Origin of the sequence: Caballeronia sp. LZ024 (assembly GCF_031451455.1) — a bacterium.
GTDB lineage: Bacteria > Pseudomonadota > Gammaproteobacteria > Burkholderiales > Burkholderiaceae > Caballeronia > Caballeronia telluris.
The window spans coordinates 683,570-699,165 of the sequence record NZ_JARUXL010000003.1 but is presented as its reverse complement, the minus strand read 5'-3'; the positions used below and the strand labels follow the sequence as shown (position 1 = coordinate 699,165).

General features: G+C 65.7%; 18 protein-coding genes. 10 read left to right on the top strand and 8 right to left on the bottom strand.

Annotated elements, in window-relative coordinates; genetic code table 11:
• The first annotated feature begins 91 nt into the window (after positions 1-91).
• Complete coding sequence (locus QCE48_RS20695) at positions 92-580, top strand: hypothetical protein (RefSeq protein ID WP_309783842.1); 489 nt, start codon at positions 92-94, stop codon at positions 578-580.
• A 34-nt stretch (positions 581-614) separates the two neighbouring features.
• Here QCE48_RS20695 and QCE48_RS20690 read toward each other — a convergent pair whose 3' ends face one another.
• Positions 615-899, bottom strand: a complete 285-nt coding sequence (locus tag QCE48_RS20690) for a hypothetical protein (protein ID WP_309783840.1) — start codon at positions 897-899, stop codon at positions 615-617.
• Positions 900-1,087: 188 nt separating this feature from the next.
• Between QCE48_RS20690 and QCE48_RS20685 the strand changes: the two genes are divergently transcribed.
• The 5 genes from QCE48_RS20685 (at position 1,088) to QCE48_RS20665 (ending at position 4,382) form a co-directional block, all read left to right on the top strand.
• Positions 1,088-1,735, top strand: a complete 648-nt coding sequence (locus QCE48_RS20685) for an OmpW family outer membrane protein (RefSeq protein ID WP_309783838.1) — start codon at positions 1,088-1,090, stop codon at positions 1,733-1,735.
• A 67-nt stretch (positions 1,736-1,802) separates the two neighbouring features.
• On the top strand, positions 1,803-2,717 hold the full coding sequence (locus QCE48_RS20680; RefSeq protein ID WP_309783837.1) for a pyridoxal-phosphate dependent enzyme: 915 nt from the start codon (positions 1,803-1,805) through the stop codon (positions 2,715-2,717).
• A 178-nt stretch (positions 2,718-2,895) separates the two neighbouring features.
• Complete coding sequence (locus QCE48_RS20675) at positions 2,896-3,099, top strand: cold-shock protein (protein ID WP_062633897.1); 204 nt, start codon at positions 2,896-2,898, stop codon at positions 3,097-3,099.
• Positions 3,100-3,362: 263 nt separating this feature from the next.
• Positions 3,363-3,587, top strand: coding sequence for a hypothetical protein (locus tag QCE48_RS20670; protein ID WP_309783834.1), 225 nt, complete (start codon positions 3,363-3,365; stop codon positions 3,585-3,587).
• Positions 3,588-3,845: 258 nt separating this feature from the next.
• Positions 3,846-4,382 carry a hypothetical protein gene (locus tag QCE48_RS20665; RefSeq protein ID WP_309783832.1) on the top strand — a complete coding sequence of 179 codons (537 nt, stop codon included), beginning with the start codon at positions 3,846-3,848 and terminating at the stop codon, positions 4,380-4,382.
• 52 nt (positions 4,383-4,434) lie between these two features.
• Here the strand turns inward: QCE48_RS20665 and QCE48_RS20660 are convergent, their stop codons facing one another.
• Complete coding sequence (locus tag QCE48_RS20660; protein WP_309783831.1) at positions 4,435-5,025, bottom strand: NUDIX domain-containing protein; 591 nt, start codon at positions 5,023-5,025, stop codon at positions 4,435-4,437.
• A gap of 102 nt (positions 5,026-5,127) precedes the next feature.
• Here QCE48_RS20660 and QCE48_RS20655 point away from each other — a divergent pair, with 102 nt between their 5' ends.
• A complete protein-coding gene (locus QCE48_RS20655; RefSeq protein WP_309783830.1) occupies positions 5,128-5,883 on the top strand; it encodes a DeoR/GlpR family DNA-binding transcription regulator in 756 nt (251 codons plus the stop codon).
• A gap of 12 nt (positions 5,884-5,895) precedes the next feature.
• Here QCE48_RS20655 and QCE48_RS20650 read toward each other — a convergent pair whose 3' ends face one another.
• The gene (locus tag QCE48_RS20650; RefSeq protein ID WP_309783827.1) at positions 5,896-7,722 is read right to left on the bottom strand and encodes a PQQ-binding-like beta-propeller repeat protein; all 1,827 of its coding nucleotides are present in this window, start codon (positions 7,720-7,722) and stop codon (positions 5,896-5,898) included.
• 299 nt (positions 7,723-8,021) lie between these two features.
• Between QCE48_RS20650 and QCE48_RS20645 the strand changes: the two genes are divergently transcribed.
• A complete protein-coding gene (locus QCE48_RS20645; protein WP_309783826.1) occupies positions 8,022-8,432 on the top strand; it encodes a GFA family protein in 411 nt (136 codons plus the stop codon).
• A gap of 19 nt (positions 8,433-8,451) precedes the next feature.
• Here the strand turns inward: QCE48_RS20645 and QCE48_RS20640 are convergent, their stop codons facing one another.
• Entirely contained in the window at positions 8,452-9,462 is a 1,011-nt protein-coding gene (locus QCE48_RS20640; protein WP_309783824.1) for a zinc-binding alcohol dehydrogenase family protein, read from the bottom strand.
• 117 nt (positions 9,463-9,579) lie between these two features.
• Here QCE48_RS20640 and QCE48_RS20635 point away from each other — a divergent pair, with 117 nt between their 5' ends.
• Complete coding sequence (locus QCE48_RS20635) at positions 9,580-10,458, top strand: NAD-dependent protein deacetylase (protein ID WP_309783823.1); 879 nt, start codon at positions 9,580-9,582, stop codon at positions 10,456-10,458.
• Here the strand turns inward: QCE48_RS20635 and QCE48_RS20630 are convergent.
• Positions 10,455-11,705 (bottom strand): aminotransferase class V-fold PLP-dependent enzyme, encoded by a 1,251-nt coding sequence (locus tag QCE48_RS20630; protein WP_309783822.1) that lies wholly within the window; start codon positions 11,703-11,705, stop codon positions 10,455-10,457. The genes QCE48_RS20635 and QCE48_RS20630 overlap by 4 nt on opposite strands.
• Before the next feature lie 297 nt (positions 11,706-12,002).
• On the opposite strand from QCE48_RS20630, the gene QCE48_RS20625 reads away from it, so the two are divergent.
• A complete protein-coding gene (locus tag QCE48_RS20625; RefSeq protein ID WP_404982618.1) occupies positions 12,003-13,637 on the top strand; it encodes a methyl-accepting chemotaxis protein in 1,635 nt (544 codons plus the stop codon).
• Positions 13,638-13,676: 39 nt separating this feature from the next.
• Here QCE48_RS20625 and QCE48_RS20620 read toward each other — a convergent pair whose 3' ends face one another.
• From QCE48_RS20620 to QCE48_RS20610, 3 genes are all read right to left on the bottom strand, one after another.
• Complete coding sequence (locus QCE48_RS20620) at positions 13,677-14,660, bottom strand: MDR family oxidoreductase (protein ID WP_309783820.1); 984 nt, start codon at positions 14,658-14,660, stop codon at positions 13,677-13,679.
• Positions 14,661-14,790: 130 nt separating this feature from the next.
• Positions 14,791-15,228, bottom strand: a complete 438-nt coding sequence (locus tag QCE48_RS20615) for a PRC-barrel domain-containing protein (protein ID WP_309783819.1) — start codon at positions 15,226-15,228, stop codon at positions 14,791-14,793.
• A 144-nt stretch (positions 15,229-15,372) separates the two neighbouring features.
• A complete protein-coding gene (locus QCE48_RS20610; RefSeq protein WP_309783817.1) occupies positions 15,373-15,588 on the bottom strand; it encodes a DUF2945 domain-containing protein in 216 nt (71 codons plus the stop codon).
• Positions 15,589-15,596 lie beyond the last annotated feature (8 nt).

The window sequence follows — 15,596 nt, the reverse complement described above, 5'->3', positions numbered from 1 at the left end:
CGCACATACGCGCGGCCGAGGGCGGGCGGGTTCGTTAAAATCACGCAGTCACTCGACGTAAATCAGCAACATGAATCAATCAGAGGCCGCAATGGACGATCCCTACGAACGACGCGCTCTACTGCTCCATCTCGGCGATGTGCTGGAAGCGATCTTCTGCCTGTCGAAATGCGCCGATAGCCGGGCGAGCATCGGCGAGGCGCTGCAAAAGGACGATGCGCTGGTGAGCTTCGCCATCCTGAGTCAGGTCGATGCCGGGATGCATCCGCAGGCGTTCGTGCGACGCGCGACGGGCGCATTCTTCGTCTGGCCGAAGGCACTGCTCGACGAAACCCTCAACCGGCGCTTGCTGGCGCATACGGTTCAGCATGATCTCTTCGCGGGCAACGAAGCGGGGTGGAACGCTTATCTGAGCGAGCGGCGCAAGGAAGTGCCGTGGTTCGGCGAAGATTTGCCGGACGTGCCGGAATCGAAAAGCGCCGCTGCCGGCGAAACGGACGCGACGGTGGACTCTGAATCCGCATCGGAAGACGCCAGGTCTTCGCGCTATTCGACGTGGCCCTGGCCCGCGAACGAATGATGTTTCCCGCGCCGGCACAGCCGGCACTTCGCCGCTACTGCTTTTTCCCCATGCTGCCCGCTCCCGCGTCCATGCCGAGTCCGTTCGGACGATCGGGCGCCGGTCCTTTCCCCGACGACGTCTTGCCCGGATCCTTTTTCAGCGCGTGATCCCAGGCCGCCGTCGCGCTCGCAGGCGATGTCGTGTTGTGCTCCTGATAGGCGGGCGTGCTGTCCGGCTGGAGCTTGCTCGGCTGCTGTTGCGCGCTGGCGACGATGGCGAGCGTACTGCCGAGCAGGATGGCCGCCGTGCGGCCGAGCGCTGTGGAGATGTGTCTCACGATGATCCTCGCTGATGTGTTGCGCCTGCTGCAAATCCAGCAAGGATCGATCCCGGAAGATGCTGCATACGACCCGTGAGCGTTCCGTCAAGCCCGTGCGTTCATAGCAAGTACGTTGCGCGCCATCAACGTGAAGGACGCCCGCATCTCCAACAATAGGAGGTCTTCACTCAACGGCACGAAACAGCATGAAAAGAAGTATCGCGGTATTCGGTCTGGCTTGCGCGGCAAGCCTTTTTGCCATGCCCGCCATGGCGAGCGACACGACGCAGGCCAGCACGTCGATGACAGGCATCCACGCGGGCGACGTGCTCGTCAGACTCAGGTCGGTCAGCATCCTCCCTTCGGTACGCACGAGCGACACGCTCTCGGCGCTCGACGTGGGCGTGAACAACGCCACCGTGCCCGAACTGGACTTCACGTACATGGTCAGCGACGGTATCGGTGTCGAACTGATTCTTGGCACGTCGCGCCATCAGGTCACGTCGAATCTCGGCGGGCTGGGCGGCGTCGGCGTGCTGCCGCCCACACTGCTGCTGCAGTATCACTTCAATCATGCGGGAACGGTGCGGCCCTATGTCGGCGCGGGGCTCAACTACACGATCTTCTATAACAACGGCCTGCACGCGGGCGAACAGTCCATCTCGGTCCACAACCACAGCTTCGGCCCGGCGCTGCAGGCGGGCATCGATGTCGACGTGACGAAGAACGTGTTCCTCAACGCCGACATCAAGAAGATCTGGATGAAGACCGACGCATCCCTTGGCGGTACGCCGCTCGGCACGTTGCATATCGATCCGCTCGTGCTCGGTGTCGGCGTCGGCATGAAGTTCTGATAGCGGCAATGCCGTTTCGGCGGCGAGGGTAAAATCGAAGGCTTCACATCGATCCGACCTCGTCGCCATGTACATCGAAACACCGCTGCTGGAATCGCGTGCCCTGTCGCAACGGCTTGGCAAATCCATCTGGCTCAAGATGGAAGCGATGCAGCCCACGGGTTCGTTCAAGGCGCGCGGCATCGGCCATGCCTGTTCCGTCTACCTCGAACGGGGCGCGGGGCGGTTGGTATCGTCATCGGGTGGCAATGCGGGACTCGCCGTTGCCTATGCCGGCCGCAAGCTCGGCGTGCCCGTGCGGGTCGTGGTCCCCGAGACCACATCGGAGCGCGCAAAGCATCTGATCGGCATGGAAAACGCCGAGGTCATCGTGCATGGCAAGTCGTGGGACGAAGCGAACCGCTTCGCGCTCGCGTCGTGCACATCCGCCGACGCCTTCCTTCATCCCTTCGACGACCCCCTCATCTGGGAAGGCCATGCGAGCATGATCGACGAAGTCGCGCGCGCGGGATTGAAGCCGGATGCGGTCGTGCTCTCGGTGGGCGGCGGCGGGCTTTTGTGCGGCGTGGCAGAAGGCCTGCGGCGCAACGACTGGGACGACGTGTCGCTCGTCGCGGTGGAAACAACGGGCGCGGCGTCGTATGCCGCTTCGCTCCGTGCGGGCGAACGCGTCGAGTTGCCAGCGATCACGAGCATCGCGACGTCGCTCGGCGCGCGCAGCGTCTGCGCGGAAGCGCTTGCGATCGCGAAACGGCGTGCGGTCACGAGCGTCGTCGTGTCGGACCGGCAAGCGGTCGGCGGATGTCTTGAGATGCTGAACGAGCATCGCGTGGTTGTCGAGCCGGCGTGCGGCGCTTCAGTTGCCGCGCTCGATTCGGACGTGCAATCGTTGCGCGATGCCCGGAATATCTTGCTGATCGTGTGCGGCGGAGTCGGTACGAATGTCGAACAATTGAAGCGTTGGAGCGCAGAATTGCTCTAGGCACCGAATTCGCTTGACAGTGAAGCAGCGAGCACGTAACGTTCGGGTCGAAGTGTTCAAGAAGCCCGATTGTCGTTCATCATCCTCCGCCTGCGGTATTTGTTGTCCTCTCTCCCTTCCTTGATGCTTCTCTCGTCCCGTTCGGGATGGTTTTAATTTTTTTACTCAAGGAATTCTCATGGATACCGGTACCGTCAAGTGGTTCAACGACAGCAAGGGCTTCGGCTTCATCACCCCGGACAAGGGCGGTGACGACCTTTTCGCGCATTTCTCCGAGATCCGAAGCGAAGGCTTCAAGACCCTCGCGGAAAACCAGAAGGTCAGCTTCGAAACCAAGCAAGGCCCGAAGGGTCTGCAAGCGTCGAACATCACGCCGCTGTAATCACGCGCTGTAAGTAGTAGATACAACGCTCGTCGCGGATCGAATCATCGGTCCGCGACTGTAGCTGAACCTCGCGGAGTCTCTTAGCTCCCGCCAAGGTTGCCGCCCAAGCGGCACACCATCGCAGCGCCCCTTCAGCAGATCCCAGCGTTTTTCTCGCGCGTTTTTGTCGCGTCTTTCAGCGGTCATTCAAGCTTTAAATCCAGCGTTGCGCCTGTGGCCGGCATGCTTTGCCGCGACCCCCAGCGTGCGCTCGCACCATCATGCAAAACTCGAATATTCATAACTACAACGGCTACAAAGTACTGCCGTCGGCACATCGTCTGCCCGACGGATCGTTCTCATCCGACCTCCTGCTCGAACGCCGCGACGGCACGGGCGAGGCGACGCGCTACCAGTTCCACGTCCTCGATTGTTTCGACGACGAACAGGACGCGATTGTCCATTCGTGCCGCTGGGCACACGCGTGGGTCGACTGCCGCGGCTGATCGCTGACGGCGGTTGTCGTGCGTGTCGCGGCGAACAGTCGGCGTGCGGCGATTCATGCGGGCGGCCGTCTCATGCAGCCGGAATGCACGAAAATGGCGGAAGAAGCCGGTGCTTCTGGCGTGGCATGCCACGCAGGAACGGTATCCTTGACTGCAGGCCGGGCGGCGAACAAAGGGGGCTCGAACGACAAGCCGAGCCGCCATCTGCCGACCACCGCCGCTACGATTACAAAACACCGCTTCGGGGTTCGCACGCCAATGAGACTGTCCACCTTTGCCGGAATCGCACTGCTCGCCGCCAGCGGCGTCGCGCTCGCGCAGCAGCCGCTGACTTTGCCCGGCCGCAGCCAGAGCGCAGGCCAGCAGGCCGTCGATAACGCCGCCTGCTACGCCTACGCCAACCAGAACACACGCGTCGTCATGGCGCGCGAGCCGCAGACCGCGCCACGCGACCAGCCGCGCGAAGCACGCCCGCTCGTGCCGCCGCGGCCCGTCGAGCCGCCGCTGCCGCCGATTGCATCCGGTGCGGTTGCCGCTTCCGCTGCATCGGCGCCGATGTCCGCCAGCGCCGCGATGCCGGCGAGCGGCGCATCGGCGGCAATGGTCGCGGGTGCGTCGATGCCCGCTGCCGCGTCCGGTCCTGCCGCAGCGTCGGCGGCCGGCGCGAGCGGCGCATCGGATGCCGCCTACGCCGAGATGAAGATGCCGCCGCTGCCGCCGCCCGAGCCGCCGATGGCGCGCTACTGGCGCGCTTACGGCGACTGCATGCAGGGCAAGGGCTACTTCGTGCGCTGAGCGCCGCGTCTCGCCCGATGCGCGCGGACCGGGCCAGCCCGGTCCGCGCGTTTCATCCTCTCGCGCGCTCCAACGCAAGATAATGCAGCAGCATGATGGTCTTGCCGTCGACGATCTCGCCGCGCCCAATCATGCCGATCGCCTGATCGAGCGTCGGTTCGATCACTTCGATGTCCTCTCCCTCGGATGCCACGCCGCCGCCTTGCGCAATCCGCGACGCCGAATCGTAATGGGCGACGAAGAAATACAGCTTTTCGGTCACCGAACCGGGGCTCATGAACGCCTCGAAGACCTTCTCCACGTCGCGCACGCGATAACCCGTCTCTTCCTCCAGTTCCGCGCGGATGCGCTCTTCGGGCGATGCCGCGTCGAGCAAGCCCGCAGGCGTTTCGATCAGCATGCCGTCGTGTCCGTTGACGAACGCTGGCAGCCGGAACTGCCGCGTCAGGACGACCGTCTCGCGAAGCGGATCGAAGAGCAGGATGGTCGCGCCGTTGCCGCGATCGTAGGTTTCACGGCTCTGCCGTTGCCAGACGTTGTCGCGGCGCAGAAAGTCGAAGGTCGTTTTCTTGAGCACATACCAGTCGTCGGAAAGAATCTCGCTTTCGATGATGCGTACTCGCTCTGCGGTCGGTGTCGACATTCACGGGCTCCACTGTGGAAAAGCACCTCCGCATGGTATCGTGCAGTTTCGTGTAAAAACAAGCAATTTCGTGCATGCGCGCATGCACGCGGACGGATGCCGATGCTGACCACACAGAGAAAAAAAGCGATCCTCGAAGCGCTCGCGCGCGACGGCCAAGTGCTGGCGAAAGCGCTCGCCGAGGCATTCGCCGTCTCGGAAGACACCGTGCGGCGCGATCTGCGCGAGATGGCGGGCGAGGGGCTATTGCAGCGCGTACACGGCGGCGCACTGCCGGCATCGCCCGCGACGGCCGATTTCGCGCAGCGCCAATCCATCGAATCGGAGGCGAAGCGCGCCGTCGCGAAAGCGGCGGCGGAAATGGTCGGGGAAGGGCAGGTCGTGATCGTCGACGGCGGGACGACCTGCGTGCAGCTCGCGCGCTACTTGCCGCTTACGCTGCGCGCGACCGTCGTCACCCATAGCCCGAGCATCGCGGTGGAACTGGTCGATCACCCGTCGATCGAGGTCGTGGTGATCGGCGGACGGCTCTTCAAGCATTCGATCGTGACGGTCGGCGCGGCGGCGCTCGAAGCGCTCTCGCACATTCGCGCCGATCTCTTCTTCATGGGCGTGACGGGCGTGCACGCCAGCGCCGGCTTTTCCACCGGCGATCTCGAAGAGGCTTACATGAAGCGCGCACTCGCCGCTCATGCCGCCGAAACGGTCGTGCTGGCTTCGTCGGACAAGATCAACGCGGCGTCGCAGTACAAGATCGGCGAGATCGCGATGGCGAGCACCATCGTGGTCGAGCGCAACACGCCTGCCGCGCTCACCGACCCGCTCGCGGCGGCGGGCGTGTCCATCGTGCGGGCGTGAGCGCCGCGCCGCTTACGGCAGGAGCCCGAACACCGCGACGCCCGTCTGCGTGCCGACGAACACCTTGCCTTGCGCGATCATCGGCGTGATGAACTTGTTGCCCGGTCCCCACTGGTCGCGCGCGCCCGCCTGATTGCTGTTGTAGAGTTCGCGCCCGAGATTGGACGCGTCGTAGGCGTGCAGCGCGCCGACCGCGCCGTTTTCCAGCGCCCACACGATGCCGTTCGTTGCGCCGTTCGCGGAAACCGCCGGCGTCGTGCCGGGATACGGGAACGTGGTGGCGCTGTGGCTGGCGGCGCTGGTCGCGAGCCGCGCGTTCGACAAGGGCAGCGCCTTCAGGCTGTCGTTCAGCCCGCCGTAGTAGACGACGCCGTTGTAATACGCCGACGACCCCCAGATGCCGCCCGCGAGCGTGCCGGTGAGCGTCTGCCAGTTGCCGTTCGCGCCGGGGTTGTACTTGCCCATCGAATCGCGGTCGACGACGTAGATCTTGTTGTCCTTGCCCGCGCCGACCGCCAGCCGTTTCACGGTGCCGTCCGCGAGCGTCTGATCCGGCAGGAGGAGCGGGCCGCCGGAACCGAAGTCCTCGTCGTTGGCCGCCTGCGTGACGTTGTTCATCGTCGCGAAGTAGTCGGTGATCGCGAGGTTCGGCGCGAGCGACATCTTCATGAACGTGTTGCCGAGATTGCCGTCGACCGGAAAGCCGCGTGCATCGAGCGTCGGCGTGAAGCTGCCGTTGCCGTCGATGAACCAGATCGACCCGCCGTCCGACGCCATACCCGATCCCGCCATCCAGATCGAGCCCTGCGAGCCGTTCGCCGTCACGTTGAGGACGCCCGACTGCGCAAGCGTGTCGGCGTTGTAGGACATGACCCAGCCCGTGTACGGGCCGCTCATGCAGTGCGCCGTCCAGCCCATGTAGACATGCCCGTTGACGAGCGTGAGCGCGGCGCGTTCGGTGTGCAGCGCCGGATCGAAGCGGATCACGCCGTTCACGCTGTTGCTGCCGTTGCCGGGATAGCTCGCCGCGATCTCGGCAGGGCCGCCGAAGAGTTCGGCGCCCGTCGCGAGGTCGATCGCGTGCAGACGGTGATGGATGCCGCCGCTTGCGTCCGTGCTCATCGCGACGGCGTAGAGCGCGCCATTCGGGCCGCGCGAACGGTCGATGACTGGCGTCGAGGTGATGCCGATTTCCGGCGTGAAGTCCTGGCAGCCCGTGGTCGTCGATGTTTCGCCGGCGCCGAGCAGCGAGGTTTTCCAGAGTTGCGCGCCGGTGTCGGCGTCGTAGGCGTAGAGGCTGCCGTGCTCCGTCGCGACGTAGACGACGTTGTGTGCCACCGTGCCAATCGTCAGATTCGTGACGTAAAGCGGCTGGGCATCGACCTTGCCGTCCGCGGGCAGAGTGCGCAGTTTGCCGAAACTTGCGGCATTCACATTCGACGGCGTGAGAATCGTCTCGGCCAGCATCTGCCCCGTGCGGGCGAGGTCGTTGTGATGCATCAGGACGTCGGTGGGAAACGTCTTCGCGCTGGCGACGGGAGGCGTCGACGTGCCGGAGCCGGTGCCCGTGCTTGTGCCCGCGCCCGTGGCGCTGCCGCTGCCGCTGCCGGTGCCCGAAGTCGTTCCGGAACCCGATCCCGAAGCGGATCCCGAGCCTGAACCAGAAGCCGTTCCCGTTCCCGACGTGCCTGCTGTCGTCGTGCTGCCGTCGCCGCCGCCCCCGCCGCAAGCCGCGCAACAGATCGCGACGAGCCCCTGCAACCAGAGGTTTCTCCAGCGTCCGCGCGTGCGGAGACGTTTGCCTTGGCCGGCAAGGTCGGTTGATTGCAGCGGGTCCATGCGAGTCTCCGGTGGTGCGAGTCCCGGATTTTTGTCAGTGCGCGTTGCGCGCACCGCTCGGCGCAGGCCGTGCAGGGCGACGGGACTGCGCCGCTGCAATCTCTGCTGCTAGCAAGTTTGGCGCCCGCGACGATCGCCGCGCCGGCCAGACATGTCACGGATTCCGAACAAAAATTTCGTCGGCGATGAATGTAGAAGATGCCGTTGCATGCGCACGCGTGCAATCATCGGAAACGATGCTCGCGCGCCCCTGAACACGAGCATCCGTCAGCAGAATGAGCAGGCAAAGGAGCAAGAGAATGGACGAACCGACCCGCCAGCAAACCATTCACGAAGGCGGCTGCGCATGCGGCGCCGTGCGCATCCGGGTGAGCGCGGCGCCGCTCGAAGTGAACCTGTGCCACTGCATGACGTGCAGGAAGATTCACGGCGCGCCGTTCGGCGTCTATGCGATCTTCGCGCGCGACGCCGCGCAGTTCGCCGGCGAGACGCGCGCGTGGTCGAGTTCGGCGACGGGCCGGCGGCATCACTGCGCGATCTGCGGGTCGCCGGTGTATCTCGCGTTCGACGGCGTGCCCGAAGTCGAAATCCCGACCGGGCTCTTCGACGAAGTCGGCCTCTATCCGCCGACCTACGAAATCTGGACGAAGCACCGCGAACCGTGGCACGACGCGCAAGGACGCCCGCAGTACCCGGAAGCGGCGCCTTAGCGCGACGCGCGGCCGCGCCTCAGCACTCGACGATCGCCTTCACGACGCCCGCCTTCGGATCGAGCAGGCCGGAGAATTCGGCGGGGACGTCGGCGAGTTGCAGCCGGTGCGTGTTGAGCGCGGCACTCGGCACTTCGCCCGCGCGCATCGCGGCGAGCACGGTTTCGAAGTCTTCCGGCGTCGCGTTGCGGCTCGCGATCAGCGTCGCCTCGCGCTTGTGAAACTCCGGATCGGCGAACGAAATGCGCTCCGGCACGATCGACACCAGCACGTATTTGCCGCCGTGCGCGATGAATTCGAAGCCGCGCTCCATTGCGCGCGCGTTGCCGGTGGCGTCGAAGACGACGTCGAAGAATTCGCCGTCGGTGAGGCGCGAGAGTTCGTCCTTGTCGCCATCGCCGATCTGCACGGTCGCGTGCGCCTTCAGTTCGCGGCGGCAGAACGCCAGCCGGTCCTCACGCGTGTCGAGCGCGGTGACGGTCGCGCCGCGCAGGCGGGCGAACGTGAGCGCCGCCATGCCGATCGGCCCCGTTCCCACGACCAGCACGCGCTGGCCCGCCTGCACGTCGGCGCGGCGCACGGCGTGCGCGCCGATCGCGAGGAATTCGATCATCGCGGCTTCGTCCAGCGAGACGCCGTCGGCCTTGTGGACGAACTGCGCGGGCAGCGTGAGATATTCGGTGAACGCGCCGTCGCGATGCACGCCGAGCACCTGGATGTTCACGCAGCAGTTCGTCTTGCCCTGCCGGCACGCGATGCATTTGCCGCACGACAGGTACGGCATCACGTAGACCGGGTCGCCGGCCTGGAGTCCGCTTTTCGGATCGGCTTCCTCGATCACGCCGGACAGTTCATGCCCCATCACGCGCGGATAGGCGAGATACGGCTGGTTGCCGGTGAAGATGTGCAGATCGGTGCCGCAGACGCCGACACGCTTCACGCGCAGCAGCACTTCGTTCCCGCCGCGTTGCGGCTTGTCGCGTTGTTCGGCGCGCAGCAGGCCGGGCGTTTCGCAAATCACAGTCAGCATGTTTTGTCTCGGAATAATGTGGGGCGACGCCTAATCTAGCGATCTCGCGCGATTTGGTCAAGCCAGTTGTGCTGTAAATCAAATTGGTAAGGCCGGTAGGGCGGCCAAGCGCGACGCGTGGCTTCGTCATATATTGCAACGAGTCGCAAAGCAGAGGACCCGGCAGTGAACGATCTTTTCGATTTTGTCGCGCGGCATCCGCGTCTTTTCGTGCTTTCCGGCGCGGGCATCAGTACGGATTCCGGCATTCCGTGTTACCGCGACCGCGAAGGCCAGCGCACCGGCCGTTCGCCGATCCTGCTGCAGGAATTCCTTCATTCCGATCACGCCCGGCGCCGCTACTGGGCGCGCAGCCTGATCGGCTGGCCGGTGGTCGCGGACGCCGAGCCGAACGCGGCGCATCACGCGGTGCGCGCGCTGGCGTCGCGCGGGCGGGTTGCGCGGCTCGTGACGCAGAACGTCGACGGACTGCACACGCGCGCGGGCAATGCCGATGTCATCGAACTGCACGGCAATATCGGGCGCGTGCGTTGCCTCGACTGCGGCGCGCAACATCCGCGGGCGGCGGTGCAGCGCATGCTGGAGGCGGCCAATCCGGCGTTCGCGGGCCTCACCGCGCCCGCGGTGCCGGACGGCGATGCGCAAATCGAAGACCTCGATTTCGCCGCGTTCGACGTGCCCGCCTGCCCGCTTTGCGGCGGCGTGCTGAAGCCCGATGTCGTGTTTTTCGGCGAGAGCGTGCCGCGCGCCGTCGTCGACGACGCCGCCCGCGCGCTCGAAGCCGCCGACGCGATGCTCGTGCTCGGGTCGTCGCTGATGGTGTATTCGGGGTATCGCTTCGCCGAGTGGGCGCATCGCGCGGGCAAGCCGATCGCGGCGATCAACATCGGCCGCACCCGCGCCGATGCGCTCTTCGCGGTGAAAGCGGAACAGCCCTGCGCGGCGGCGCTCGGCGCGCTGATCGAGCGGCTGGACGCGCGCGAACTGGCGCGCTAGCCCTCGCGCGCCAGCACTGAAAGACCTTCGAGCAGGCGCTCGACGTCCTGCATGCGCGTGAAAATGCCGGGCGTGACGCGCACGACTTCGCCGGCGTCAGGCCCGGGACGCGCCACGGTGAACACGCCGAAACGCTCGCGCAGCGCCGCGACGATTCTCTCGTTGTCCGCCTTCGACGTGCGTCCGTGCAGCCGGAACGACGTAATGCCCGCAGTCATCGAGGGATCGGCGGGCGTCATGATCTGCACGCCAGGCAAGGCGCGTGCGGGCTCGGCCCACGCGTTCCTCAGCGCGCGCAGGCGCGCCTCTTTCGCACGCGCGCCGATTTTCCCGTGCAAATCCAGCGCGGCGGGCACGGTCAGCCAAGCCGCGAAATTCGGCGACCCGGTATGCACGCGCGAGCGGATGTCGCTGGCGGGCCAGGTGCGGTCGCCGAGATAGGGGTCGATCGCATCAAGACTGCCGCGCCGGATGTACACCGCGCCGCAACCGAGCGGCGCGCCGATCCACTTGTGCAGGTTCAGCGCCGCGAACGGCGCGCCGAGATCCGGCACGTCGAAGTCGAGCATGCCCCACGAATGCGCCGCATCGACGATCACGCCGGCGCCCGCCGCCTCGGCCATCGCGGCGATGTCGCGCACCGGCATCACCAGACCCGTCGCGAAGCACACATGCGAGAGCAACACGAGCCGCGTGCGCGGATGCGCGCGCAGCGCGGCCGTGTAAGTGTCGAGGACATTTTCGCGCGTGGCGGGCTCGGGAATCGTCAGGCGCACGGGCGTGACGCCCCGGCGCTCGCGCAGCCACTCCATCGCGTCGCGGCCGCACGGGTAGTCGAGGTCGCTGTAGAGCACGGTATCGCCGGGTTCGAGCCGGTTATAGCCGCTGACGAGCGCGAGCAGCGCTTCGGTCGCGTTGCGCGTGAGCTCGATTTCGTCGATCCCGCAGCCCATCGCTTGCGCCACCTTGGCGCGCACGCCATCCATGATTTGCGGCCAGTGCTGCCGCACGAGCAGTGTGGTTTCGAAGTTGACGCGTTCTGTCCAGTGCAGAAACATCGCCTTCACCGGCTCTGCCATCGCGCCCCAGAAGCCGTTCTCCAGATTGACGAGCGCGTCCGACTGGCGGTAGAGCGCGCGCACCGCGCTCCAGTACGGTTCGTCGCCGGCGATGTTGCCTGTCGGCGTGGCGGGCAGCGCCGCGAGTGCGGCATCGAATTCGGGCAGGCGGTAGTCGAGTTGCGGCATGCTGGACAGTGTCGTTTAGGGTGGACAAAGGAACGCCAGGAAAGATAGCACCCCGCATCGCGTGTCCGCAAACGATGCGATATGGTGTGTCCACCCTCCCTTCAGACATTTGGATCGGTGTCGTTATATCCCAATAAGAGCACCGGATCGGACCGCAGGGCCGCGGCACCCGGTCGGACATCGACAGCCGGCCTTTTCGGCCGACGGATAGGTGCCTTCGTCCCAATGGACACGGAGAGAAACGTGGGTCTGAAGAACATCACAATCAAGAACAAGCTCATCGCGGGCTTCGGCGTCATGGCGGTGCTCGTCCTTTTGATCGCGGGCATGTCGCTGAGCGCGCTCGGCACCGCCACCGACGGATTCTCGCACTACGTGAACGGCATCAACGCGCGCGCCGACGTCGCAGATCAGTTGCGTGCCGCGGTGGACCGTCGCGCGATCGCCGCGCGCAATCTGGTGCTGGTGAAGACGCCCGCGGACGTCGAGCTCGAGAAAGCCGAGGTTCTGCGCGCCCACGACGACGTGAAAGCAAAGCTCAAGCAGTTGAAGGACATGATCGCCGCCGCCACGGACACGAGCGAAAAGGCGCGCAGCCTCGTGGCGGAGATGGATCGTGTGGAAGGGCTTTATGGTCCGGTTGCGACCAACATCGCCGGCCTCGCGCTCGCCGGCAACCGCGAAGAGGCGATCGCGAAAATGGACGACGAGTGCCGCCCGCTCCTCGCCACGCTCGTGAAGGCGACGGATGCCTACGCCAGCTACACGCGCGAACGCCGCGAAGCGATCGTGAACGACTATCAGCGCGCCTACGAGACGCGGCGCGACGTGCTGTTTTCGCTGTCGGTGTTTGCGGTGCTGCTCGCGGTCGTGGCCGGCGTGTCGATCACGCGTTCGGTCACGCGGCCGATCGGCGTCGCGGTCGACATCGCCCGCACGGTGGCACGCGGCGACCTGCGCAGCACGATCGTCGTGGATTCGAAGGACGAAGTCGGCGCGCTGATGTACGCGCTGCGCGAAATGAACGACCGCTTGACCGAGACCGTCGGCCGCGTACGCGACAGCAGCGGCGCCATCGGCGGCGCGGCAAAGGAAATCGCGACGGGCAACACCGACCTCAGCCAGCGCACCGAGGAACAGGCCGCTTCGCTCGAGCAAACCGCCGCGAGCATGGAAGAACTCACGTCGACCGTGAAGCAGAACACCGAGAACGCCCAGCAGGCGAGCACGCTCGCGCTCAACGCGTCGGCGGTGGCGAAGAAGGGCAGCGAAGTGGTCGGGCGCGTGGTCGACACGATGCATGGCATCAGCGAAAGCTCGTCGAAGATCGCGGACATCACCGGGATCATCGAAGGCATCGCGTTCCAGACCAACATCCTCGCGTTGAACGCGGCCGTCGAGGCGGCGCGGGCGGGCGAGCAGGGACGCGGCTTTGCCGTGGTCGCAAGCGAAGTGCGCAGCCTCGCGCAGCGCTCGTCGACGGCGGCGAAGGAGATCAAGGACCTGATCGCGAACTCGGTGGAAAAGGTGCAGGACGGCTCGACGCTCGCCGAGGACGCGGGCAAGACGATGGCGGAAGTCACGCAAGCGGTCGCGCGCGTGACCGACATCATGCAGGAGATCGCGGCGGCATCCGACGAACAGGGACGCGGCATCGAGCAGGTGAATCAGGCCATCGCGCAGATGGACCAGGTGACGCAGCAGAACGCGGCGCTCGTGGAAGAGGCGGCGGCCGCCTCGCACGCGCTCGACGAACAGGGCCGCCAGTTGAACGAGACCGTGGCGTTTTTCGTTCTCGCCGGGTCGTCGCAGGGTTCGTCTCACGCTGCGCCCGCGCGCGCGGCCTCGACGCCGCCGGTTGCCGCGAAGCACGTCCGCGCGCCGTCGCTGCGCCCGGCGGCGAGCGGTAACGACGGCTGGAGCACGTTCTGACGCGAACGCGCCGCCATGCTCATGGCGGCGCGTGCGGGTTCATCGATTCACATCGACGATCACGCGGCCTTTCACTTCGCCCTGCAACAGGCGGTTCGCGACATCGACTGCTTCGCCGAGCGCGATTTCCCCTGCGACCTGCTCGATGGTTTGCACCGGCACTTCGCTCGCGATGCTGGCCCACGCGCGGAGCCGCCGCTCGCGCGGCACATACACGCTGTCCACGCCGAGCAGCGCCACGCCGCGCAGGATGAACGGCGCGACCGTCGCCGGCAGATCCATGCCCTGAGCGAGTCCACACGCCGCCACCGCGCCGCCGTAATGCAGGCTCGCGCACACGTTCGCGAGCGTGTGGCTGCCGACGCAATCGACCGCCGCCGCCCAGCGCTCCTTTTGCAGCGGCTTGCCGGGCGCCGACAGCGTCGAGCGGTCGATCACGTCGGCCGCGCCGAGTTCGCGCAGACGCGCTTCCTCGGAACTGCGCCCCGTCGATGCCACGACGCGATAGCCGCGTCGCGCGAGTATCGCGATGGCGAAGCTGCCGACGCCGCCGTTCGCGCCCGTCACGAGCACGTCGCCGTCACCCGGCGCGACGCCGTGGCGTTCGAGCGCCTGCGCGCACAGCATCGCGGTGTAGCCCGCGGTGCCGACCGCCATCGCCTGGCGCGCGGTGAGGCCTTCGGGCAGCGGAATCAGATGATCGCCTGACACGCGCGCCTTCTGCGCAAGGCCGCCCCAGTGCGTTTCGCCGGCGCCCCAGCCGTTGAGCACGACGCTGTCGCCGGGTTTGAATTCCGCATGCGAACTTTCCTCGACGACGCCCGCGAAATCGATACCCGGCACCATCGGAAATGTACGCACGACCGGGACCTTGCCCGTGATCGCGAGCGCGTCCTTGTAGTTGAGCGTGGAATACGCGACGCTCACGAGCACGTCGCCATCGGACAGACGCGCTTCGTCGATGGACTGGACCGACGCCTTCGTGCGGTCGTCCTCTTTTTCGAGCAACAGTGCATTGAACATCCGCGAAACTCCATGTCTCCGGCTTGCGGTCCGCAAACGCGGCAACGAAGCGCTTATCTGGTTGCATAGCTAATCAAATCGCTGCATGAAGCGATGACCCGTCGAGCCATCGCTTCATGGGCCGGGCTTGTCAGTGATGCTCGAACTGGGCGCGCGGCACGGGTGCTGCTTTCACTTTCGTGTACTGGAACTCCGGCAACGCCTTGATCGCGGCCTTCGTCGCGCCTGCGAGCACCAGCTTGCCACCGACGAAGTCGAGCTGCTCGACCGGGATCGCCACGTCATGATGCGAGACGCCGAGGAACTGGTTGGCCGCGATGATCGCGAACGACACCGAGCGATCGGGCGCCACGATGATGTCGTGCACCACGCCGACGCGCGCGCCTTCGTCGTTCACGACCGGTTTGTTCAGAATGGACTTCTTGACGCTCCAGCCTTCCACGATGGCCGTCGATACTTCGACGGACACGCCGAGCGGCTGTGCTCCTGCGACCTGCGCGAATGCGGAGGAGGACGCCAGGCCCATCGCGGAGGACGCGATCAGTAAAGCGAGGATTCTCGATTTCATGTGTCCATTTCCTTTAGGTTGAAAGAGCAGTGAATCCGGAACGCGCGAGAGAGCGCGCTAGCAGTTTGACGGATTCGCGTGCGCTTTGCAGATATGGCGTCATGCACCGAGATCGAGCAAGGCGACGAGGCGTTCGGTACGTCGTCACCCCGCGCGACGCTTGAGCGCGCTTCCTTTATGCACCGCGTGCTTGCCGCTCTTTTCGCTCTCCACTTCATAGTGCGGCTCGGAAGCGGACGCGTCGACGGTATGGCCGGCGACGGTCGTGCGCTCCGTGATGACGCGCACGATGTGGCCCGTCGTCTCGCCTTGCGGCGTGTTCCAGGTGACGTGATCGCGTACCTTGAAGGCGGTTGTCATGTGCTTTC

Coding starts and splice junctions, on each gene's coding strand:
- QCE48_RS20660 (WP_309783831.1), bottom strand. CDS start 5,025: ATGTCGACACCGACCGCAGAGCGAGTACGCATCATCGAAAGCGAGATT.
- QCE48_RS20670 (WP_309783834.1), top strand. CDS start 3,363: ATGCAAAACTCGAATATTCATAACTACAACGGCTACAAAGTACTGCCG.
- QCE48_RS20645 (WP_309783826.1), top strand. CDS start 8,022: ATGGACGAACCGACCCGCCAGCAAACCATTCACGAAGGCGGCTGCGCA.
- QCE48_RS20695 (WP_309783842.1), top strand. CDS start 92: ATGGACGATCCCTACGAACGACGCGCTCTACTGCTCCATCTCGGCGAT.
- QCE48_RS20620 (WP_309783820.1), bottom strand. CDS start 14,660: ATGTTCAATGCACTGTTGCTCGAAAAAGAGGACGACCGCACGAAGGCG.
- QCE48_RS20650 (WP_309783827.1), bottom strand. CDS start 7,722: ATGGACCCGCTGCAATCAACCGACCTTGCCGGCCAAGGCAAACGTCTC.
- QCE48_RS20630 (WP_309783822.1), bottom strand. CDS start 11,705: ATGCCGCAACTCGACTACCGCCTGCCCGAATTCGATGCCGCACTCGCG.
- QCE48_RS20665 (WP_309783832.1), top strand. CDS start 3,846: ATGAGACTGTCCACCTTTGCCGGAATCGCACTGCTCGCCGCCAGCGGC.
- QCE48_RS20680 (WP_309783837.1), top strand. CDS start 1,803: ATGTACATCGAAACACCGCTGCTGGAATCGCGTGCCCTGTCGCAACGG.
- QCE48_RS20625 (WP_404982618.1), top strand. CDS start 12,003: ATGGCGGTGCTCGTCCTTTTGATCGCGGGCATGTCGCTGAGCGCGCTC.
- QCE48_RS20615 (WP_309783819.1), bottom strand. CDS start 15,228: ATGAAATCGAGAATCCTCGCTTTACTGATCGCGTCCTCCGCGATGGGC.
- QCE48_RS20610 (WP_309783817.1), bottom strand. CDS start 15,588: ATGACAACCGCCTTCAAGGTACGCGATCACGTCACCTGGAACACGCCG.
- QCE48_RS20640 (WP_309783824.1), bottom strand. CDS start 9,462: ATGCTGACTGTGATTTGCGAAACGCCCGGCCTGCTGCGCGCCGAACAA.
- QCE48_RS20675 (WP_062633897.1), top strand. CDS start 2,896: ATGGATACCGGTACCGTCAAGTGGTTCAACGACAGCAAGGGCTTCGGC.
- QCE48_RS20685 (WP_309783838.1), top strand. CDS start 1,088: ATGAAAAGAAGTATCGCGGTATTCGGTCTGGCTTGCGCGGCAAGCCTT.
- QCE48_RS20655 (WP_309783830.1), top strand. CDS start 5,128: ATGCTGACCACACAGAGAAAAAAAGCGATCCTCGAAGCGCTCGCGCGC.